The organism is Flagellimonas lutaonensis (genome assembly GCF_000963865.1).
In the GTDB taxonomy this organism is placed as follows: domain Bacteria; phylum Bacteroidota; class Bacteroidia; order Flavobacteriales; family Flavobacteriaceae; genus Flagellimonas_A; species Flagellimonas_A lutaonensis.
The window spans coordinates 1,761,251-1,783,361 of the sequence record NZ_CP011071.1 but is presented as its reverse complement, the minus strand read 5'-3'; the positions used below and the strand labels follow the sequence as shown (position 1 = coordinate 1,783,361).

23 protein-coding genes are annotated in these 22,111 nt (G+C 46.3%); 19 read left to right on the top strand and 4 right to left on the bottom strand.

Annotated elements, in window-relative coordinates:
- The first annotated feature begins 2 nt into the window (after positions 1 to 2).
- From VC82_RS08325 to VC82_RS08270, 12 genes are all read left to right on the top strand, one after another.
- Positions 3 to 368: a cupin domain-containing protein gene (locus VC82_RS08325; RefSeq protein ID WP_045801964.1), complete on the top strand. Its 366-nt coding sequence runs from the start codon at positions 3 to 5 to the stop codon at positions 366 to 368.
- Positions 365 to 1,297 (top strand): 2-hydroxyacid dehydrogenase, encoded by a 933-nt coding sequence (locus VC82_RS08320; protein ID WP_045801963.1) that lies wholly within the window; start codon positions 365 to 367, stop codon positions 1,295 to 1,297. Before VC82_RS08325 ends, VC82_RS08320 begins: the two co-directional genes overlap by 4 nt.
- A gap of 9 nt (positions 1,298 to 1,306) precedes the next feature.
- Positions 1,307 to 1,723: a response regulator transcription factor gene (locus VC82_RS15900; protein ID WP_045801962.1), complete on the top strand. Its 417-nt coding sequence runs from the start codon at positions 1,307 to 1,309 to the stop codon at positions 1,721 to 1,723.
- 97 nt (positions 1,724 to 1,820) lie between these two features.
- Complete coding sequence (locus VC82_RS08310; RefSeq protein WP_045801961.1) at positions 1,821 to 2,327, top strand: DUF4199 domain-containing protein; 507 nt, start codon at positions 1,821 to 1,823, stop codon at positions 2,325 to 2,327.
- Positions 2,328 to 2,334: 7 nt separating this feature from the next.
- Positions 2,335 to 2,790 carry a DUF1801 domain-containing protein gene (locus VC82_RS08305; RefSeq protein WP_045801960.1) on the top strand — a complete coding sequence of 152 codons (456 nt, stop codon included), beginning with the start codon at positions 2,335 to 2,337 and terminating at the stop codon, positions 2,788 to 2,790.
- Between the two features lie 126 nt (positions 2,791 to 2,916).
- A complete protein-coding gene (locus tag VC82_RS08300; RefSeq protein ID WP_045801959.1) occupies positions 2,917 to 3,303 on the top strand; it encodes a VOC family protein in 387 nt (128 codons plus the stop codon).
- Between the two features lie 64 nt (positions 3,304 to 3,367).
- Complete coding sequence (locus VC82_RS08295; protein ID WP_045801958.1) at positions 3,368 to 3,802, top strand: TM2 domain-containing protein; 435 nt, start codon at positions 3,368 to 3,370, stop codon at positions 3,800 to 3,802.
- 75 nt (positions 3,803 to 3,877) lie between these two features.
- On the top strand, positions 3,878 to 4,201 hold the full coding sequence (locus tag VC82_RS08290; RefSeq protein WP_045801957.1) for an ArsR/SmtB family transcription factor: 324 nt from the start codon (positions 3,878 to 3,880) through the stop codon (positions 4,199 to 4,201).
- A 1-nt stretch (position 4,202) separates the two neighbouring features.
- Positions 4,203 to 4,691: a DUF6428 family protein gene (locus VC82_RS08285; protein WP_045801956.1), complete on the top strand. Its 489-nt coding sequence runs from the start codon at positions 4,203 to 4,205 to the stop codon at positions 4,689 to 4,691.
- 23 nt (positions 4,692 to 4,714) lie between these two features.
- Positions 4,715 to 5,287 carry a hypothetical protein gene (locus VC82_RS08280; protein WP_245615862.1) on the top strand — a complete coding sequence of 191 codons (573 nt, stop codon included), beginning with the start codon at positions 4,715 to 4,717 and terminating at the stop codon, positions 5,285 to 5,287.
- Between the two features lie 10 nt (positions 5,288 to 5,297).
- Positions 5,298 to 5,804, top strand: coding sequence for a GNAT family N-acetyltransferase (locus VC82_RS08275; RefSeq protein ID WP_045801954.1), 507 nt, complete (start codon positions 5,298 to 5,300; stop codon positions 5,802 to 5,804).
- A gap of 41 nt (positions 5,805 to 5,845) precedes the next feature.
- A complete protein-coding gene (locus tag VC82_RS08270) occupies positions 5,846 to 6,271 on the top strand; it encodes an arsenate reductase ArsC (protein ID WP_045801953.1) in 426 nt (141 codons plus the stop codon).
- Positions 6,272 to 6,273: 2 nt separating this feature from the next.
- On the opposite strand, the gene VC82_RS08265 is transcribed toward VC82_RS08270, so the two are convergent.
- From VC82_RS08265 to VC82_RS08255, 3 genes are all read right to left on the bottom strand, one after another.
- On the bottom strand, positions 6,274 to 8,103 hold the full coding sequence (locus tag VC82_RS08265) for a GNAT family N-acyltransferase (protein ID WP_045801952.1): 1,830 nt from the start codon (positions 8,101 to 8,103) through the stop codon (positions 6,274 to 6,276).
- Between the two features lie 59 nt (positions 8,104 to 8,162).
- A complete protein-coding gene (locus tag VC82_RS08260) occupies positions 8,163 to 9,413 on the bottom strand; it encodes an aspartate kinase (protein ID WP_045801951.1) in 1,251 nt (416 codons plus the stop codon).
- A gap of 153 nt (positions 9,414 to 9,566) precedes the next feature.
- The gene (locus tag VC82_RS08255; protein ID WP_045801950.1) at positions 9,567 to 10,049 is read right to left on the bottom strand and encodes a GNAT family N-acetyltransferase; all 483 of its coding nucleotides are present in this window, start codon (positions 10,047 to 10,049) and stop codon (positions 9,567 to 9,569) included.
- A 111-nt stretch (positions 10,050 to 10,160) separates the two neighbouring features.
- On the opposite strand from VC82_RS08255, the gene fbp reads away from it, so the two are divergent.
- Positions 10,161 to 11,165, top strand: a complete 1,005-nt coding sequence (fbp, locus tag VC82_RS08250; RefSeq protein ID WP_045801949.1) for a class 1 fructose-bisphosphatase — start codon at positions 10,161 to 10,163, stop codon at positions 11,163 to 11,165.
- 17 nt (positions 11,166 to 11,182) lie between these two features.
- On the opposite strand, the gene VC82_RS08245 is transcribed toward fbp, so the two are convergent.
- Positions 11,183 to 11,605 carry a tellurite resistance TerB family protein gene (locus VC82_RS08245; protein WP_045801948.1) on the bottom strand — a complete coding sequence of 141 codons (423 nt, stop codon included), beginning with the start codon at positions 11,603 to 11,605 and terminating at the stop codon, positions 11,183 to 11,185.
- Positions 11,606 to 11,804: 199 nt separating this feature from the next.
- On the opposite strand from VC82_RS08245, the gene VC82_RS08240 reads away from it, so the two are divergent.
- From VC82_RS08240 to mfd, 6 genes are all read left to right on the top strand, one after another.
- Positions 11,805 to 12,905 (top strand): ligase-associated DNA damage response exonuclease, encoded by a 1,101-nt coding sequence (locus tag VC82_RS08240; protein WP_045801947.1) that lies wholly within the window; start codon positions 11,805 to 11,807, stop codon positions 12,903 to 12,905.
- Entirely contained in the window at positions 12,902 to 14,554 is a 1,653-nt protein-coding gene (locus VC82_RS08235; protein WP_045801946.1) for an ATP-dependent DNA ligase, read from the top strand. The genes VC82_RS08240 and VC82_RS08235 overlap by 4 nt, the downstream gene beginning before the upstream one ends.
- Positions 14,555 to 14,686: 132 nt before the next feature.
- Positions 14,687 to 17,194, top strand: coding sequence for a ligase-associated DNA damage response DEXH box helicase (locus VC82_RS08230; protein WP_045801945.1), 2,508 nt, complete (start codon positions 14,687 to 14,689; stop codon positions 17,192 to 17,194).
- Positions 17,195 to 17,288: 94 nt separating this feature from the next.
- Positions 17,289 to 17,672: an endonuclease domain-containing protein gene (locus tag VC82_RS08225; RefSeq protein ID WP_045801944.1), complete on the top strand. Its 384-nt coding sequence runs from the start codon at positions 17,289 to 17,291 to the stop codon at positions 17,670 to 17,672.
- Positions 17,673 to 17,788: 116 nt separating this feature from the next.
- Positions 17,789 to 18,421 carry a ligase-associated DNA damage response endonuclease PdeM gene (gene pdeM, locus VC82_RS08220; RefSeq protein WP_045801943.1) on the top strand — a complete coding sequence of 211 codons (633 nt, stop codon included), beginning with the start codon at positions 17,789 to 17,791 and terminating at the stop codon, positions 18,419 to 18,421.
- A 164-nt stretch (positions 18,422 to 18,585) separates the two neighbouring features.
- Entirely contained in the window at positions 18,586 to 22,020 is a 3,435-nt protein-coding gene (gene mfd, locus VC82_RS08215; RefSeq protein ID WP_045801942.1) for a transcription-repair coupling factor, read from the top strand.
- Positions 22,021 to 22,111: the final 91 nt, after the last annotated feature.

Below are 22,111 nucleotides of genomic sequence, written 5' to 3'. Positions count from 1 at the left end.
TCATGAAACCCATCAACTTAAAAAAGAAACATGCCGAGTTTGAAGCGCAGTGGCATCCCCACCAAATAGCGGTTGTTGATGACATGCAGGTATTGTTGGCCAAGTTAAAAGGTGCGTTTGTCTGGCATGCACATGCACATGAAGATGAGCTTTTTCAGGTCATTAAAGGCACGTTGTACATGCAGTTCCGTGACCGTACCGAGGTGGTTAGGGAAGGTGAGATTATTGTGGTGCCCAAGGGCGTTGAGCACAACCCGATGACCAAAAATGATGAAGAGGTGCATGTCTTGCTTTTTGAAAAACTGACCACGGCGCATACCGGAAACGTAGAACACGAAAAAACCAAAAAGGTCTATCCGAAAATATGAAAGTCCTACATCTAGACACCAACCATCCATTGCTTATCGCGCAATTAGCCGAACTGGGTTTTGAGAACCATGAAGATTATTCCTCCTCCAAAGAAGAAATCGAAGCGAAAATACATGAATACGATGGCATTGTCATCAGAAGCCGATTTACCATTGACCAACAGTTTCTTGATAAGGCCCATAGCCTAAAGTTCATAGGCCGCGTCGGTGCTGGTATGGAAAATATTGATGTGGGCTATGCAAAACAGAAAGATATTTTCTTGGCCAATGCACCCGAGGGAAACCGCAACGCCGTGGGCGAACATACCTTGGGCATGCTGCTGTCTTTGATGAACAACCTGACAAAGGCCCATCGCGAGGTACGAAAAGGTATTTGGGACCGTGAGGGCAACCGAGGGGCAGAACTTGATGGAAAGACCGTTGGTATCATTGGCTACGGCAATATGGGCAGGGCCTTTGCAAAAAAACTTCAGGGCTTTGATGTTGAGGTCATCTGCTATGATATCGTTGGGGGTGTTGGCGATGACAATGCCCGTCAGGTAGGCATTTTAGAGTTTCGACAAAAGGCTGACGTGGTAAGCCTGCACGTACCAGAGACCGAACTGACCACGGGCATGGTCAACACCGAATTTATTGAGGCCTTTCACAAACCCTTTTGGTTGTTGAACACCGCCCGTGGCAAATGTGTCGTCACCGAAGACTTGGTAAAAGCGTTGAAATCGGGCAAAGTGCTCGGTGCCGCACTCGATGTTCTTGAGTACGAAAAGAAATCATTTGAAAATTGGCATGCCAAGAAACCAAAGGCTTTCAAATATCTGCGAAAGGCCCCCAATGTGCTCATGACGCCCCATGTAGCGGGCTGGACCGTTGAGAGCAAAGAAAAACTGGCACAGACCATTGTTGACAAAATCAAGGACAGATTTTGTTAATTTTAAAGTGTGAAGAAAACCATCTTTGTCTTTTCGGCGCTCATCATAGCCCTGCTCGCACTCTTTCAGTTGAGCAAATACACTTTTATTGCGGGTGATACTTCCATTGAGTTCATTATCGCCATTGTGGCCGTTGTTTTTTTGGGGCTTGGTTTTTATATCAACCAAAAGAGCAGTAAATCCATCCCAAGAAAAAGCCAAGAGATAAATTCAAGAAAAATGAAGGAATTGGGTATCAGCGAACGCGAGTATGAGGTATTGCTCGAAATTTCAAACGGGCTTTCAAATCGGGAAATTGGCGAAAAGCTATTCGTCTCTGAAAGTACCATCAAGACCCATGTTTCAAATCTTTTGGTAAAATTGGATGCAAAACGCCGTACCCAAGCCGTGCAAAAGGCAAAGGAACTGCACCTCATTGGCGGCTAAAGGGGTTTTATGCCAAAGTACCTGCTTTTTGGTACTTTAGTATGAGCGGTTTTTACGCCATGCACCATATTTTGGCCACAAACAAAAAGGTTTGAATATGAAAAAAACAATAATTCGGTACGGGGTCTATGGCGCCCTGACTATTTGCCTATTATCCCTATTGGGTTGGTTTGCCGGTGACAATCTTGATTACAGCACCAAAGAAGTCATCGGTTATGCCTCCATGGTGGTTTCGCTAAGCTTCGTGTATTTTGGAATCAAACACTTTCGCGATAAGCAGAACGGAGGAAAAATCAGTTTCAAAAAAGCTCTCACGATTGGGGTGCTCATCAGTGTGATCACAGCCCTCATCTTCGGAATTTTAGACATTATTTATGTGGAATATCTGAATCCCGGTTTTATGGATGACTACTACAACCATTCCATCGAACAAATGAAATCTACATTGCCCACTGCCGAATATGAAGCCAAGGTTGCCGAACTTGAGGCACAGAAAGAAATGTTCATGAATCCTCTCTTTACATTTATTGTCATGGGAATGACCGTTTTCGTGATCGGATTTATCATTTCGCTGGTTTCAGCCTTACTTTTGCAACGTAAATAACAATCCCATGACCATAGATGCCAAAACAGTTGAAGAATACATTTCAAAAGTGCCCGAAGACCGCAAAGAAGCCATTTCAAGGCTTCGACAAACAGTTAAAGAAAATCTGCCCAAGGGCTTCGAAGAATGCATCAGCTATAAAATGATCGGGTACGTGGTACCCCACTCCATTTATGCCCCAGGGTATCACTGTGATCCCAAACTGCCGCTCCCGTTCTTGAACATTGCCTCGCAAAAGAATTTTGTGGCCCTTTACCACGCGGGCATCTATGCAGATAAGAAGTTGCACGACTGGTTCGTGGCCGAGTATCCAGAACATGCCAAAACGAAATTGGATATGGGCAAGAGCTGTATCCGTTTTAAAAAGATGGATGATATTCCCTACGGTCTCATTGCCAAGCTCTGCCAAAAAATAACGGTCGAAGATTGGGTGGCGCTTTATGAGAAAAATGTGAAACGATGAAGTAAAAGGACACGAATTACACCATTGCACAAATTACTTAGAAAAAAATTTGTGAAAATTCGTGAAATTGGTGTCCAGAAAACAAATGACTCCCGCCTTCGTGGAAGTTAAAAAAATCTATACTACATGAAAAAAAGAGTGACCGGCCTTGGTGGATTTTTCTTCAAGACCAAAGACCCCGACAAAATCAAAGATTGGTACAAGACCCATCTGGGGCTCAACACCGACCAATATGGGTGCAGCTTTTGGTGGAAAGATGAAAAAGGCAACGACTGCATGACGCAGTGGGGCCCTTTTAAGGAAGATACCACCTACTTTCAGCCCAGCGAAAAGCAGTTTATGATGAACTTTAGGGTTGAAAACCTCGAAGAACTTCTCGAAGAACTCAAAAAAGAAGGCGTAACCATTATAGGCGAAGTCGAAGAATATGATTACGGAAAATTTGGCTGGATCATGGATCCCGAAGGCAACAAAATTGAGCTTTGGGAGCCCATTGACAAAGCATTTTTGTAAGGTGGCCACTTGGCATTCAATTATTTGCTATTTTTAAGAATCTTTCAACCAACAAATTAAAGTTATGTCAGACGAAAAAAAAGATTTGGGCGATAAGGCTGAAGAAGCCTTTGACAAAGCAAAAGAAGCAGCCAAAGAAACCGCTGAAGAGGCCAAAGAAGCTGCAGGCGATTTTAAAGAGGAAGCCAAAAAAACGGCCGATGAGTTCAGTGAAGGACTCAAAAGTGCCGGGGGGGAAAACAAAAAAATCTTGGCCGGAATATTGGCCATCGTTGTGGGTTGGCTCGGCGTGCATAAGTTTATATTGGGATATAATAAAGAAGGAATTATTCTATTGTCCATTTCAATAATAGGAATCATTCTTTCATGTGTGGTAATTGGTGCTTTTCTATTATGGATTCCGGGCCTTATCGGACTAATAGAAGGAATCATCTACCTGACCAAATCAGATGAAGAGTTCTACAACACCTATCAGGTGGGAAAAAAGCCCTGGTTCTAAAAAACAAGGTCAGAAAAAAGCTTCTGACCTTTTTTATTTCATATTATCATCGTAATATTGCAATATTAAAATAAAATGGGCGTCACAAAGAAACATATCTTTTCTGAAAGGCATAATGAACTTGCACAAGCTGCCAAGGTGTTGGCACACCCGGCCCGCATTGCCATATTGGAACACATCAGCAAGCAAGAAGGTTGCATCTGCACCGATCTGGTCGATGAAATAGGACTGGCGCAGCCAACCATTTCACAACATTTGAACGAAATCAAGAAAGTAGGGCTGCTCAAGGGCACTTTCGAAGGTAAGACCCTCTGTTATTGCATAAATGAGGAACGATGGGAAGAGCTTCAGCAATTGTTTCTCTCCTTCTTTAAAAATATAAACCAAAACTGTTGTTGACATGAAGACATCCGAATTTTTAGAATTGCTTGAAAACAATAAGGACAAAGAAGTGCGGTTCGAATACCTGCCCGGAAAATTGGTGGGGGCCAATTACCACATTACCGAAATAAAGAACGTATCGATAGATTCGGTTGACTGCGGTGCCAGAACCGACTCATGGAAAGAGACAATTGTACAACTCTGGGAAAGCCCTGATGAGAAGGGTAAAAAAAACTTTATGTCGGCCTTCAAGGCATTGGGCATCTTGAAAAAAGTACACCGTATCAAGCCCATGCAACTCGATACAACGCTTAAATTTGAATACGGCAATGCGCAATTTCATACCGCACAGCTGTTCGTCGATGGTTTTGCTATGGAAGAGAATGCCCTTACCATTCGGCTTTCGCCCACCAAAACCGATTGCAAGGCCAAAGATGCCTGTGGTGTCGAACCGGTAAAGGAGGTAGTACAAGAAGCCTGTTGTAGCCCGGGAAGTGGTTGCTGTTAAAAAGATTTATCCACAAATACTTGATGATGGAAATATTGTTCTATTTGGCGACCCTTTTTCTAATTTTATTCATGGTGTTGGCCACCTTTGATGGTTTTTATCTTCATATCTTCAAGTATCGGCTTTTTGATCGGTACGAAAGTCTTTTCGAGCACAAGACCCATACCGCAAGGGCCATATTGTTTCCATTGATCGTTTGGTTTTTGTTCGTGAATGAAACCCTGGCAGGTTTTGTCATCGGTGCCTCTCTGGTGGTTTTGGATTTGGTCGTTCTGGCAATCGATGCTTACTCAGAAAAGGAAAGTCGCAATTTCATGGGCGGCCTCCCAAGATGGGAATACATCATCCATCTTTTCGCAAACGCATTCCACTTTTCGGCTATCGCATTAGTGTTGGCCCTCAAGCTGAGAATAGAGGACACAAATCTAATCTTTGTGGATACCATAGCAGTATCGCCTGCCAAAGAACTATTCCATTTCATAAGTGTTAATGTAATGCCTGGTGCGATTATTTTGGCAATTTTGCATTTATTGTTGCTCGAATCGAAATCTAGACATCTCTGGAACCATTACAGAGCTAAAATTAGCTGTTGCTAACAACAATGATATGGCAGGTACAGTTCAAATAAGGCCCATGATTGAAAGTGACTGGCCATCGGTTGCCCAAATCTATGCCGAGGGCATTGCCACGGGCTTCGCCACTTTTGAAAGTGAAGTACCCGATTATGATAGCTGGAATGCCGGCCATATCAAACCCTGTCGGTTAGCGGCAGAAAAAGATGGCGTTATTTTGGGCTGGGCCGCCCTGTCGCCTGTTTCAAGTCGCTGTGTATATGGCGGCGTGGCAGAGGTAAGTGTCTATGTTGGCGAAAACACCAGAGCAATGGGCGTGGGCAGGTTGCTCATGGAAAAACTCATCGAGGAAAGTGAAAATGCAGGCTACTGGACACTGCAATCGGGTATTTTTCCTGAAAACGAGTCCAGCATCAAATTACATGAAAAAATGGGCTTTCGTTATATTGGAAAACGAGAGCGGATCGGAAAAACTGTCAACGGCACCTGGAAAGATAATTTGCTTTTTGAAAGGCGTAGCACCATAGTTGGCATTGACTAATTTTTTGAACTTGATACTTAAACTTGAATTTGAACTTGATAATGAAAAACATATTGGTACTCTGTACAGGTAATTCGTGCCGAAGCCAAATGGCGCATGGTTATCTTGACTATTATCAAAAAGACTTGGCCCATGTATACAGTGCCGGTATAGAGACCCATGGACTAAACCCCGGGGCAGTGGCCATCATGAAAGAAGATGGCATTGATATTTCGCACCACACCTCAAACCATGTCGATGAATACCAGGGCATTGATTGGGACTATATAATTACCGTTTGCGACCATGCCAAAGAAAATTGTCCGTTTATACCGGCAAAGAACGCCCAGCGGCTCCATCAAAATTTTACAGACCCCTCAAAAGTATCCGGTACCGACCAAGAAATACACGAGGCCTTTCTAAAGACACGCAATGAGATCAAAGAATTTTGCGAGACGTTTGTAAAGGAAGAACTGGTAAACGGCTGAGACTATTCTTCTTCGTCCAATTTTGCCACGGAATGCCCCTCGGCCACTTTACGTTCCAGTTCTGCCTGAAATTCTTCCATAACAGGTTTGACCGTGCTTTCGGGCAAATCAGCAATTTTGATGTACATGAGTCCGTCGACCGAATTGTTGAAAAGGGGATCCACATTAAAAGCCACTACCTTGGCATTCTGCTTGATGTACTTTTTGATCAATACCGGCAAGCGTAGGTCGCCCGGCTCCACTTCCTCGATCAACTTGTCGAACTTGTTCAGGTCGGCCTTGGTCTCATCGAACACAAACTCTTTGTCGGCATCTTTCAGCTTTACCTTGAACTCATTTTTGGGCCGCACATATTGGGCCACGTAGGGATCCCAGTAGTGCGACTTCATAAACTCGATCATTAGCGACTTTGAGAAATTTGAGAACTGGTTGCTGATACTTACCCCCCCTATAAGATATTTATGCTCGGGATGCCGCAATGTGGTATGTACAATGCCTTTCCAAAGCAAGAAGAGTGGCATGGGTTTTTGTTGGTACTCTTTGATGATATAGGCCCTTCCCATTTCAATGGACTTTTCCATCATGGGAAATAATTCGGGCTCAAAGCGAAAAAGGTCTTGTAGGTAAAACCCATCGATGCCATACTTTGGAAAAATTTCAGAGCCCAGCCCCATTCGGTAGGCCCCTACCACCATTTTTGCCTCATTGTCCCAAAGAAAAAGGTGATGGTAGTAGGTATCGAAACGATCCAAATCGATGGCATTGTTCGTACCCTCACCTACCGCTCTAAAGGTAATCTCACGCTGCCGCCCAATCTCTTTGAGCAAAAAGGGCATGTCGTTTTCTTGGGCCAAGAACACTTCATAATTCTTGCTTTGCAGCAGCCTGAGGTCTTTTTCACGCAATTTTTCAATTTCCCCCTCCAGTACCTCGGTACGCACCGGGGTAGCAACTTTTTTTGGCGGTTTGGGAATTTTCAAGGTTGTGGGCACTTTATCGATCAATCGTTCCTTTTCAAAGGCATTGGCCAACAGATAGGTCTTTTTCCGCAACAATTCAGCAAAATCTTCAAGGGTTTCTTCCTCTTTCTGCTGTGCCACCGAAATGGGTTGGCCAATACGTACATTGATAGACCTTCTGCCCTGTGATGTCAACTCAGAGGGCAATTTGGCGGTACGGAAAACGTCGTTGATCTTCGACAACCGATAGAACATCCTACTGTTTCTGGCATGGAAATAAATGGGCACTACTGGCACTTCTGCACGCCGGATCAGTTTAATGGCCGCTTCTTCCCATGGCCTGTCGACCACCAGTTTGCCATCTTTGTAGGTGGAAACTTCGCCGGCAGGAAAGATGCCCAGTGGATGGCCCTCTTTCAGATGTTTCAACGCCGCCTTGAAGCCCATGACACTGCTTTTGGCATCTTTGTGGTTCTCAAAAGGGTTTACGGGCATGATAAAGGGCCGCAGCGGTTCAATACGGTGCAGCAAAAAGTTCGCAATGATCTTATAGTCGGCATGCTCTCTGAGCAATAGCTTTAACAGCAATACTCCATCAACACCGCCCAATGGGTGGTTAGAGATGGTTATAAATGGCCCGCTTTTGGGAAGCCGCTTAAAATCTTCCTCCGGTATCTCAAATTGGATTTCGTAATGCTCAAGAATGGCATCCAAGAAGGCGGGGCCGTCCAAATCTTTATGGCGGTCATAGAACCGGTTGATAGAGGTCATCTTGGTGACAACCATCAATAACCAACCTACGAAAGTGCCCAAAAAGCCATACTTGTCTAGTTTTATGACCTTTGCAACTTCTTTCGCCGTGACCAACCCCATAATTCACAAGTTAGGTAGGCGTAAATATAGAAAAAACAAGGATTGCCAGCCCGAAAAAACTACTTCACCACTAGCTGCAACGTTTGTTTGCCCCGCTGTTCTACCAAGACCGTACGCCCATTTTGAAGCGATTCCAACGCCTTGTCATCAAAGTGGCGAATGGTGTACAACGAAACATCTTCATGACAGACCACCTTAAACTTTTTCTTGAGCTCGTTCAGTAGATTTTCGAGTCCGCCGAACTTGTTGTCAAAGCATACCGAAAAGCTAATGGCCGAATTCTGTATCAAATCGACCTTCATGCGATGGTCGTGCAACAGCTTAAAGATCTCACTGATATTGTTCTCAACGATAAAAGAAAAATCAAGGGAAGACAGTTTTACCAAGACCTGGTTTTTCTTGACGATAAAACAGGGTACTTCAGGCGAGATCTCGACCCCTTTGCCCACGGTGGTACCCCCGCTTGTGGGATCTAAAAACGATTTCACATGAAGGGGAATTTCTTTTCGCTGCAGGGGCTGCAATGTTTTGGGATGTATGACCGAAGCCCCGTAAAATGCCAACTCAATGGCCTCACGGTACGAGATCTGGTGCAGCAACTGGGTCTCTTTAAAATTTCTGGGATCTGCATTCAACACCCCTGGCACATCTTTCCAAATGGTGACCGAAGAGGCATTCAGGCAATAGGCCAAAATGGCCGCCGTGTAGTCAGAGCCCTCGCGGCCAAGCGTGGTGGTAAAATTATTGTCATCACTGCCCAAAAAACCTTGGGTGATGTTCAATTGTTTGGTGTCTACCTGTTGCTGAACCGCTTCTTGGGTACGCTCCCAATTTATATGTGCATCGCGGTAATTGCTGTCGGTCTTGATAAGGTCACGCACATCAAGCCATTGGTTTTTGATTCCGGCCTTTTCCAGATAGGCGCTGACGATGGTCGTTGACACCAATTCTCCATAGCCCACCACCTGATCATATACGAAACTATGCTTGGGCGATTTGTTCCACATCAAAAAACCCCTCACCTCTTCAAAAAGCGTCTTTACCCTTTCAAACACGGGGTGTGTTTCTGCTTCAAAAAGTACTTTCAAGATATTATGATGGTACTCGTACACCTCATGGATGGCACCATTGACCCCGTTCTTGTTTTCAAAATAGGCGTCGACCACTTTTTCCATGGCATTGGTGGTCTTGCCCATGGCCGAAACGACCACCAACGTATCTTCATGCCCCACTTCGTTGAGTACGCGAACCAAATTTTTGACCCCGTCGGCATCTTTGACAGAGGCCCCTCCAAACTTGAATATCCTCATATAAATCTATTCAAAAGCTCCTTTCGTTGGAAAAGGGAAGGTGTCCGCCACAGGCGGACGGAAGGGATTGACTTTAATCGATCAACCCCTTCTCCCGCTCCCGATAGCCATCGGGCTGCGGAATCCATCCCTCCATTACCAAAGAGGGTAGCTTTAATTATTACGTTCCAAATACCTTTTAATTCCTTTTTCATCCAAATGAACCACGTCCCAGTCGCGCATCACCTTGGCGCCATTGGTTTCGTAAAACTTGATGGCGGGTTCGTTCCAGTCCAGCACCTCCCAACTAATTCGTTTAACGCCCAGATCATGCCCATATTTCACAACAGCGGTCAAAAGCGCCTTGCCCACACCCTGCCCCCTTGCCTTCTCGTTCACGATAAGGTCTTCAAGGTGTATCACAGGGCCCTTCCAAGTTGAATATCTTTCGTACACCAATGCCAGGCCGACAATATTTCCGTCAGATTCTGCCACAAAACAGTGAAAATGCTTTTTTTCGCCAAAACCGTCCCGCACCAAATCTGCTTCGGTGACCTCGACGGCTTCAGGTTCTTTTTCAAAAATTGCCAGTTCTTTTACCAACCGCAAAACGGCAGCCATATCTTCTGGTCGGGCATTGCGAATCTCAACGTTCATTTGTTACAAATAAAACACGAAGTTATAAATTACAGAAATGATAACCTTGCGAAAACGTTGTAGTATCACAAAATACCCGATATTTGCATCCAAATAAAACAGCCTAACCGAATGCAAAAGAAGAACAAGACCCTAGGGGAGTTCATTATAGAGAACCAGTCCGAATTCCAATATTCAACGGGTGAATTGTCGAAGCTGATCAATGCCTTGCGGCTTGCGGCCAAAGTGGTGAACCATGAGGTCAACAAAGCCGGTCTTGTAGATATTCTAGGGCAGGCAGGCGACACAAACATTCAGGGCGAAGACCAACAAAAGCTAGATGTGCTGGCCAACGAAAAGTTCATTCAAACCCTGAAAAACCGTGAAATTGTATGCGGTATCGCCTCTGAGGAAGAAGATGATTTTATCAGCATCAACAGTCAAGACGAACTGCACCAGAACAAATATGTGGTCTTGATCGACCCATTGGACGGCTCTTCAAACATCGATGTCAATGTCTCGGTGGGCACCATTTTCTCGATCTATCGCAGGATCACGCCCGTGGGCACCCCTGTGACCCTTGAAGATTTTTTGCAACCGGGCAGAAACCAAGTAGCGGCAGGCTACATCATTTATGGTACCTCTACCATGTTGGTCTATACCACCGGCCATGGCGTAAACGGGTTTACCCTGAACCCCGCCATCGGCACCTTCTATCTGTCGCACCCCAACATGCAGTTTCCCGAGACCGGCAAGATCTATTCGGTGAACGAGGGCAACTACATCCATTTTCCGCAAGGGGTCAAAGACTATATCAAATATTGCCAACAAGAAGAGGGCGACCGCCCCTACACCTCACGGTACATCGGCTCTTTGGTCTCCGATTTTCATAGAAACATGATCAAGGGGGGCATTTACATGTACCCCAAGAGCAGTACCGCCTCAAACGGAAAGCTGCGGTTGCTTTATGAGTGCAACCCCATGGCCTTTTTGGCAGAACAGGCAGGTGGCAAGGCAAGCGATGGGTACCAGCGTATACTCGATATTCAGCCCACCGAACTGCACGAACGGGTGCCGTTCTTTTGTGGCAGCAGAAAAATGGTCGAAAAGGCCGAGGAATTCATGCAGGCCCGTTGACACACCGGTCTTGGGTGCTATTTCTTCAATAAATATTGGTAATCCTCAAAATCGATTTTGCCCGTGAAGATTTTGATGGACTTTTCAATGATCTCTTCAGCCTTTTTTAACGGAAACCCAAGCCCAATGGCATATTTTTCGACCATCTTGCGCTCTAGGTCATCGATCTCATTGTCAGAAAAGATAATTTGAAAGAAATCAAAGAGTCGTCTCAGTCGCTTCTCACCGCTGTGGGGTGTCTCTATCGGAAACTTGTTGTCCTTTTTCATGACCTCTTTGTACTCGGCCTCGGTGATGTTCAGTTTAAAGGCAAATTTGTCTAAAATCGCCTTCTCTTGCGGATTGATCTCACCATCTACGGCAGCCAAGCTCGCCAAGGTGGCAAAGTGTGCCAATTCCTTTCTCTTTTCTCCGTGCTCGTACCAATCAATAACAGGCATATCTCAATTTTTTGATGCGCAAATATAATTCTTTTTAGAGCTAAAAATTAAAGCATCAAGGCATTATTTTGGCGTTGCCCAAAACATGTTTTGGGCCGGGCTTTCCGCTTGTAATCCACCCCCGCAACTATGCGGGGTGCGGGTTATCGCTGCAATCCCTAACGCAGGGCACGTCAGAAATTTGTAAATTCACCCAGCTATGAAAAAGCCCCTCTTGCAATTTACCGACCGCGGTATTTACTGCGCGGCGGCCAATGTCTATCTCGACCCTTGGAAACCCGTTGACAAGGCCATCATTTCGCACGGCCATGCCGACCACAGCCGATGGGGCCATAAACAGTACATTACCCACCACCGAAATGTGCCCATTGTCAAACACCGGTTGGGCGATATTTCCATCACCGGAAAAGAATGGGGCGAAACCTTCACCATAAATGGCGTAAAGTTCAGTCTGCACCCTGCGGGGCACATCATCGGGTCGTCGCAGATAAGGGTCGAGCACAAGGGCGAGGTGTGGGTGTTCACAGGCGATTACAAATTGGAAGATGACGGCCTTGCCACACCCTACGAAACGGTAAAATGCCACACCTTCATCACCGAATGTACCTTTGGGCTGCCCGCCTTTTTATGGGAACCCCAAGAACAGGTCATCAACGCGATCAACGAGTGGTGGGCCTCCAACAAGGCAAACGGACAAACTTCGGTGCTTTTCGGCTATTCTCTGGGCAAGGCCCAGCGGTTACTAAGGCACCTTGACCCTTCCATCGGTAAAATATATACCCATGGGGCGGTCGAGAACATGACCAATGTGTTGCGACCCTTGGCAGATTTTCCAGAGACCGAACTGATTGCCCGCGACACCAAAAAAGAAGACATAAGGGGAAATATCGTAATCGCCCCGCCCAGTGCCCATGGCAGTACATGGATCCGAAAAATGGTTCCGTTCGTAACCGCTTCGGCCAGCGGCTGGATGGCCTTTCGTGGCGCCAGACGCCGGCGGGCCATTGACAAAGGCTTTGTGCTAAGCGACCATTGCGATTGGCCAGGACTGTTGGAGGCAATACGGTCGACCGGGGCAGAAAAGGTCATCTGCACCCATGGCTATACCGAAATCTTTTCGAAATACCTACAAGAATTGGGGTACGATGCAAGCCCCCTAGCCCCCAAAGGGGGAACGGTTCAACTGGGGGAAGAGGAAGAGGAAATTATTGCTCAGACCCTCGCCAAAGATGAAACTACACAGCTACCCTCTCCCGTTGGGAGAGGGGCTGGGGGTGAGGGAAAGGAGGTGAACACATGAAAAACTTCGCCTTACTCATCAAAACCCTCGATAGTACCAACAAGACCAATGTAAAGGTACAGGCCCTGGCAGATTATTTTACCACTGCCGATGATAGAGACAAGGTATGGACGATTGCCATTCTCTCGCACCGCCGCCCCCCACGGCCCATAAATACCACCCTGCTGCGTGAATGGGCCGCCGAGTTGGCGAACATTCCGCTTTGGCTGTTTGAAGAAAGTTACCATATCGTCGGCGACCTTGCAGAGACCATTGCTCTGGTGGTGCCTGCAAAAGAACGGTCTTCAAACAAATCGCTGACCCGGTTTTTAGAGGAAATGATAGCGCTGAAACCCAAAAGCGAAGAAGAAAAAAAGAAATACCTCTTTGACAATTGGCAGCGAATGGACTACTATGAACGGTTTGTGTTCACCAAACTCATCACGGGTGGTTTCCGCATTGGGGTCAGCCAAAAATTGATGACCCGGGCCCTATCAAAAGCAACGGGCATCGACGAAGATATTTTGGCCTACAAGCTTATGGGCAATTGGGATCCCAGCACGATCAGCTTTCACGACCTGGTGTTGGTAGAAAAGGAAAGCGATTTTCTCTCAAAACCCTATCCTTTTTATTTGGCGTATGCCCTCGAGGGGGAAGTCGAAAATTTGGGCGATGTCAGCAAATGGTCTATAGAGCACAAGTGGGACGGCATTCGGGCCCAAGTCATCATCCGCAACGATCAACTTTTTGTATGGAGCCGCGGCGAAGAGTTGGTGACCGATAAATATCCCGAGTTCGAAAGGTTTGTGGGGACGCTTCCCAACGGCACCGTGCTCGATGGAGAAATACTGCCCTACCCCAACCAAAAAATCGGAACCTTCAACGATTTGCAAACGCGCATTGGCAGAAAGAACGTCTCAAAATCCCTATTGGAAAAAATGCCCGTTGTTCTCAAGGCCTATGACCTCTTGGAGTGGCAGGGAAAAGACATCCGAACGGCATCCTATTTAGAGCGTAGAAAACTTTTGGAGAAATTATTTGATGAAGGTGTCATTTCGAGCGCAGTCGATAAAAAAGATTTTGATGATCTGAAGATTCCATTATTGCTCTCAGAACGCATGCAATTTGACTCTTGGGAAAAAGTCGCCCAAGAACGTGAACGCTCACGGCAAGTACACAGTGAGGGCCTTATGCTCAAAAGCAACCACTCGCCCTATCTCGTGGGGCGAAAGAAAGGCGATTGGTGGAAATGGAAGGTAGCCCCGCTGACCATTGATGCGGTGCTCACCTACGCCATGCGCGGCCATGGGCGGCGCAGCAATCTCTTTACCGATTACACCTTTGCCCTCTGGGATGAAAAGGAAAACGGCGAAAAAGAACTGGTCACCTTTGCCAAGGCCTATTCGGGGCTGACAGATGCAGAGTTTCGCCAAGTAGATGCCTGGATCAAAAAAAATACGCTGGAACGATTTGGGCCCGTTCGCAGTGTAACCCCCTACCACGTATTCGAAATTGCCTTTGAGGGCATTGCCCCCTCAAAACGCCATAAAAGTGGTGTGGCCACTAGATTTCCACGTATATTACGATGGAGAAAAGACAAAAAGATCGAGGAGGCAAATTCGCTGGAGGATTTGAGAGCACTGGTGCCCAATTCCTCCAAAGCTGGATAAAAACATAGTATCATCCAATAGTGATATTGAGTCATTTCGAAATGAGCAAGGCGATTGAGAAATCTCAAGCAGTTTATTTGTATCTAGATTTCTCACATTCGTTTGAAATGACATGGATTGCCAATAATCAACATGAACAGACAACAACTTATAGGTATAGCAAATGCCTGGTTCGAACAACAAGGCTGGAAACCCTTTGCCTTTCAAAAAGAGGCATGGAAGCATTTTCTGGATGGAAAACACGGTCTGCTCAATGCCCCGACCGGCAGTGGCAAGACCTATGCGCTGTGGTTTCCGATTGTGTTGAACTACATCAAAAACCATCCTGATTATAAAACCAAGCACCAAAAAGGCCTTAAAGCGGTTTGGATCACACCGCTTCGGGCCCTATCGCAAGAAATAAAGCAATCTGCAGAACGTATTGTCAATGATCTGGAACTGCCCATGACCGTTGGCATTCGCACGGGCGACACCTCATCAAAAGAGCGGGCGCAGCAGCGAAAGGCCATGCCGGATCTATTGATCACCACCCCAGAAAGCCTACACCTATTGTTGGCATCAAAAGGATATGGCCAAACCTTTAAAAACTGTTCGGCCATTGTGGTCGATGAGTGGCACGAACTGTTGGGCAGCAAGCGAGGGGTTCAGATAGAGCTGGGCCTCTCGAGGCTCAAAACCGTTTGCGACGATCTTCGCATTTGGGGGATCTCGGCCACCATCGGCAATCTTGAACAGGCAAGACAGGTATTGTTGGGGCCCGAAACCGAAGCCAATCAAAACGCTGTTTTGGTCAGGGCGAACCTGAACAAAAAAATCACGGTGAAGAGCATCATCCCCAAAAAGATGGAAACCTTCCCATGGCGCGGACACTTGGGGCTGCATCTGCTGGACGCGGTGGTGCCCATCATCAAAAACAGTAAGACCACTTTATTGTTCACCAATACCCGAAGCCAATGCGAAATATGGTTCCAGAAGATTTTGGAGAAATATCCCGAATTCGCGGGCGAGATGGCCATGCACCACGGCAGTATCAACAAAGAGACCCGATTGTGGGTCGAGCAGGCCATTCGAAATGAAAGTCTCAAGGCGGTAGTTTGTACCTCCAGTCTCGATTTGGGCGTTGATTTTGCCCCTGTGGAAACCGTTATCCAAATCGGCGGACCAAAAGGCGTGGCAAGATTTCTGCAGCGTGCTGGCCGCAGTGGCCACCGCCCCGGCAAAGAAAGCGTCATCTACTTTTTGCCCACCCATGCCATAGAACTGATAGAGGCTTCGGCCCTGCAACGTGCCGTCAGAGAAAAGGCCGTAGAAGACCGTGTGCCCTATCTGAACAGTTTCGACGTACTCATCCAGTACCTGACCACCTTGGCGGTTTCCGATGGATTTTATCCTGAGGAAATCTATCCTGAAATCAAACAGACGTTTTGCTATCAGGGCATCACCGAAGACCAGTGGCAATGGCTGTTGAATTTTTTGGTGATGGGAAGCCAGAGCCTGAAAACCTACGACGAATACAAAAAAGTAGAGGCGGAAGAAGATGGCAGGTTCAAGGTGAACGACCGTGGGGTGGCCATGCGGCACCGTTTTCAAATCGGCACCATTGTGGGCGATGCCAGCCTATCGGTACATTATCAAAAGGGAGGGTACATCGGTTCGATTGAAGAGTATTTTGTGTCAAAGCTCAACCCCGGTGATGTCTTTATATTTGCGGGGCGTAATCTGGAGTTTATTCGAATTCGTGGAATGAAGGTACAGGTGCGCAATTCAACCAAGCGAACCAATAAAGTACCTGCTTGGGCGGGTGGGCGCCTTAGTTTTTCTTCACAGATGTCCGCTTTGCTGCGGGAAGAACTGTACAAGGCCCCACCCCCTGACCCCCTGACCATTGTTTCGACTAAGCCCAACACAGGCGGAGAGGGGGAACAGCCTTCAAAGGAACTCATGGCATTGAAGCATATTTTTGACAAACAGCGGGAGGAAAGTATTGTTCCAGGTCCATCTGAGTTTCTTATAGAAACCTTTAAGACCCGGGATGGTTACCATCATATTTTTTATCCGTTCGAAGGGCGCGCCGTACATGAGGCCATGAGCAGTTTACTGTCGTACCGCATAAGTCTGCTTTCGCCCGTCACCTGTTCTTTGGCCTTTAACGATTATGGTTTTGAAATGCTGTCAGACAGGCCTATCGATATACAGGCCGTATTGGACAACAATCTGTTCACTACCGAATACATGCTGTCCGATCTGCAAAAAAGTCTGAACTCGAACGAAATGGCCAGGCGCAAGTTTCGTGATATTGCCGTTATTAGCGGCATGGTCTTCACGGGCTATCCTGAAAAAGGGGTAAAAATGAAGCATCTACAGAGCAGCTCGCAATTGTTGTTCGATGTGTTTCGTGATTATGAGCCCGACAACCTGCTGTTTCAACAGGCCTTCACCGAAACTTTTGAACATCAATTGGAGGAAGGCCGCCTTCGGATCGCATTGGAGCGCATCAACCAACAACATATCGTCTGGAAGCAATGTGAAAGGCCCACCCCTTTCTCTTTCCCGTTGATAACGGACAGACTGCGCGAAAAGCTTTCCAACGAAAAATTGGCTGACCGCATCAAACGTATGACCAAGATTTTGATGAAATAATACCACTCCGCCCCGACGATACTGTCGGGCACCCCTCCTAATCCCGATAATTATCGGGACAGGAGGAGGGCATTTTGTTGATATATTTGAGCTTATGCACAACCGAAAATTCTTAAAAGAAAGAAGACAAGATTTAAGGAACAATGGTACTTCTGCTGAAGCATTCCTCTGGAGATATTTATCCAAAAGTCAGTTGAAAGGAAGAAAGTTCAGAAGACAGCACAGTATTGAAAACCATATAGTGGATTTTTATTGCCCCGGCGAAAAGCTGATCATTGAATTGGATGGTCAGGTTCATGACAATGTGATAGCGCTCCAAAAAGATAGTGAGCGTGACGATTATCTAAAAAGTCTCGGTTTTACCGTTTTGAGATTAGAAAACAAACTGGTTTTTGATGATTTGGAAGGGGTCTTGCAAACCATTTCTGAACATTTTAAAAATGCAACAGGCTCTCCTCCTTTTCAAGGAGGAGAATGAATCCCGAAAACGGAACGTGCTTTGGGAGAAAGAGGTGGTTCAGCCCCCATTAAGATTGAGATTTAATACCACCCCACCCGTACTAAAAATTCAGGAGGGGAATACGCATGAGTTACATGACACAAAACATCAAAATACAAGACCAAGAATTTATCCTCCACCCTTTGGGTGGGGTGTTTTGGATTGAAAAATCGTTGCTATTAATAAGCGATGTACACTTGGGCAAAGTGGGACACTTCAGAAAATTCGGGGCCGCTGTGCCGAGAAAGGCCGTACACCAAAACTTTTTGTTGCTGGATAAGCTTGTGTCGGCATTTGAGCCCTTTCAGATTTGCTTTCTCGGTGATTTGTTCCATTCTTCCCTGAACAAAGAATGGCAACTCTTCGAAAATTGGGTGGCCAAAACACCCGCAAAAATTGTCTTGGTGGCAGGCAACCACGACATCATTGCACCCGAAAAATTTGAAGCGTTGGGGATTGAAATTTTTGAGGAACTGGTTTTGGAAGAATTCTTTCTGACCCATCACCCAACCGAACATGAAACCCTTTTCAATTTTTGTGGACACATACACCCAGCCATAAAACTCAGTGGCCTAGGTCGCCAACGGTTACGGCTGCCCTGTTTTTTTAAATCAAAAAACCAAATGATCCTGCCTGCCTTTGGTACATTTACGGGCACCCATACCTTGGCACCAAAAAAAGAAGACGAAATTTTTGTTATCGTTGAGAACAAAGTCATCAAAGTTTAGATTTCTCACGTTCGTTCGAAATGACAATACTTACTCATTGTCATTTCGACAGAGCAAAGCGACGAGAAATCTTGATGCCCTTTTGTCACTCCTCTAAATAAGGATGCCAAAAAAAATTGCATCGCTCCCTCCCTCATACTACCTTTGCACCAAAGTTTTTTGGATTGACCAAATCGTCCATTCTAACCCTTTTTGAACAGTCTCCGCAACTTCGGAAACTGCAGGACACCATTGCCCACTCCGAACCTCTGGACAAAGTTTATACTGAGCGAAACCGAAGTGCTCGAGGCGACATAATTCCCGTAAAAGGCTTGGTCGGCTCCTCGGTATCTTTTGCCGTAGCCCAGGCTTTCAAAACCGCCGAACGGCCCTTTTTGGTGCTTTTGAACGACAAAGAAGAAGCCGCCTATCACCTCAACGACCTTGAATTGTTGTTGGGCGACAAAGATGTGCTCTTTTATCCCGGCAGTTACCGCAGGCCCTACCAAATCGAAGAAACAGACAATGCCAATGTACTCCTAAGGGCCGAGGTACTGAACCGTATCAATTCCCGAAAAAAACCTGCGGTCATTGTTACCTATCCCGATGCGCTGTTCGAAAAGGTGGTGACCCGCAAAGAGCTTGAAAAAAATACGCTCAACATCAAGTTGGGCGATAATCTTTCGCTTGATTTCTTGAACGAGACCTTGTTCGAGTATGAGTTCAAGCGTGTTGATTTTGTCACCGAGCCCGGGGAGTTCTCGGTACGTGGGGGGATTGTTGATGTCTTTTCCTTTTCACATGACGAACCGTACCGCATTGAGTTTTTTGGCGATGACGTGGACAGCATACGAACTTTTGATGTGGAAACACAGCTTTCCACTGATCAGGTAAAGAAAATTACCATCATTCCGAATGTAGAGAACAAGTTTTTACAGGAAAACCGCGAAAGTTTTCTAAAATACATCAAACCCGATACCGTCATCTTTGCCAAGAACCTGTCGTTGGCCTATGGGCGCATCGATTCCTTCTTTGAAAAGGCTAAGGAGGAATTTTCAAAGTTGAGCAAAGAAATCAAACATTCGCAACCACAAGAATTGTTCGTGACTTCCACGTTGTTAAAAAATCAGTTGCAGGATTTTACAGTGGTTGAATTAGGGGGTGAGAACCTGAAACAAGTTCAGGGTGACGAAATTTCATTCCGCACCAAACCCCAACCTGCTTTCAACAAAAAATTCGACCTGCTCATTCAAGACCTGAACGAAAAGCACGAAGCAGGCTATACCAATTACATCTTTTGTTCGACAGAACAGCAGGCAGAGCGTTTCCATGATATTTTCGATTCAATGAACGAAGAAGCGCCTCAAACGCAGTCGAGAGGCATCCATTACCAGACCGTGGTCTTTCCTCTTTACAAAGGGTTCATCGAACAAGATTTAAAAATTGCCTGTTATTCCGATCACCAGATTTTTGAGCGCTACCACAAATTCCACCTTAAAAATGGCTATGCCAAAAAGCAGGCCATCACACTCAAAGAGCTCAACAAACTTGAAATCGGCGACTATGTGACCCACATCGACCACGGTATCGGCAAGTTCGGCGGATTGCAAAAAATAGAGGTCGAGGGCAAACAACAGGAGGCTATCAAACTCATCTACGGCGACCGCGATATTCTGTATGTGAGCATCCACTCACTGCACAAAATATCGAAATACAACGGTAAAGATGGTGCTGTGCCCAAGATTTACAAGTTGGGGTCCGCAGCATGGAAAAAGCTCAAACAAAAGACCAAAAGCCGCGTCAAAAAAATTGCCTTTGACCTTATCAAGGTCTATGCTAAACGCCGTTTAGAGAAAGGTTTCCAGTATGGGCCCGATAGTTACCTGCAGCACGAGTTGGAAGCTTCTTTTCTCTACGAGGATACCCCAGACCAGGCCAAGGCCACTGAAGATGTAAAAAAAGACATGGAGAGTGAACGCCCAATGGACCGCCTCATTTGCGGCGATGTGGGCTTTGGCAAGACAGAGGTGGCCATTCGCGCTGCTTTTAAGGCCGTTGACAATGGCAAACAGGTTGCTGTACTGGTGCCCACTACCATTTTGGCCTTTCAGCACAACAAGACCTTTAAAGAACGCTTGGCAGATATGCCCGTGACGGTCGATTACCTAAACCGCTTTCGTACCGCCAAAGAAAAGCGTGATATTTTAGAGCGGTTGCAGCAGGGCAAAATAGACATCATCATCGGCACCCACCAACTGGTGAACAAAAACGTGAAGTTCAAAGACCTTGGGTTGCTCATTGTTGATGAGGAACAAAAATTTGGGGTGTCCGTAAAAGACAAGTTGAAGTCCATAAAGGAAAATGTCGATGTGCTTACGTTGACGGCAACGCCGATTCCACGTACCTTGCAGTTCAGCCTGATGGCCGCCCGTGACCTCTCGGTCATCAATACGCCGCCACCGAACCGTTACCCTATCGAAAGCCAGGTGATACGCTTCAACGAAGCGACCATTCGTGATGCCATTTCGTATGAGATACAGCGTGGCGGACAGGTGTTCTTTATCCACAACCGAATCGAGAACATCAAAGAAGTAGCGGGCATGGTACAACGCTTGGTGCCCGATGCCAAAATAGGTATCGGCCACGGGCAAATGGAAGGCAAAAAATTGGAACAATTGATGCTTGCCTTTATGAACGGCGAATTCGATGTGTTGGTTTCCACAACCATTGTGGAAAGTGGATTGGATGTGACCAATGCCAACACCATTTTTATAAACAATGCCAACAATTTTGGGCTCAGCGACCTGCACCAGATGCGGGGCCGCGTGGGGCGAAGCAACAAAAAGGCATTCTGCTATTTTATTACCCCGCCCTATGAAGTGATGACCCCCGATGCCCGAAAGCGCATCGAAGCGCTTGAACAGTTTACCGAACTGGGCAGTGGCTTCCATATCGCCATGAAAGACCTCGAGATCCGCGGCGCAGGCGATTTGTTGGGTGGCGAGCAAAGTGGTTTCATCAACGAAATCGGGTTCGAGACCTACCAAAAAATATTGAGTGAGGCCATTGAGGAGCTAAAGGAAAATGAATTCAAGGAACTCTATGACGAAGTCGAAGGCGACCGACCCAAGACCTATGTCAAAGACCTACAGCTTGACACCGACTTTGAGTTGCTCTTCCCCGATGATTATATCAACAACATCACCGAACGGCTGAGCCTTTATACAGAATTGAACCAAGTTACGGATGAGGAAGGCCTGCAACACTTCGAGGCCAAACTGGTGGACCGGTTTGGCGAACTGCCCCCACAAGCGGTCGATTTGTTGAATTCAGTGCGCATCAAGTGGATCGCCACGAGTATCGGGCTTGAAAAAGTGGTCTTGAAAAAGAAAAAATTCATCGGCTATTTCATTGCCGACCAGCAATCAGACTTTTACCAAAGCCACACTTTTACCCATGTGCTTCAGTACGTGCAAAGCCATCCCCAGCAATGCAAACTCAAAGAAAAACAGACCCGTAACGGACTGCGGCTGCTATTGGTTTTTGAAGGCATTACGAATGTGGAAAAGGCCCTGCAGGCTTTGGAGCCGCTCCATAAGCAAAGCGCAGTGGCGCCATAGCTTTCTGTTTGTCTTTTCGACAGAGCGAAGCGACGAGGAATCTCAAGAGATTTCTCATCCCGAAATATCGGGATTAGAAATGACAGGGAAA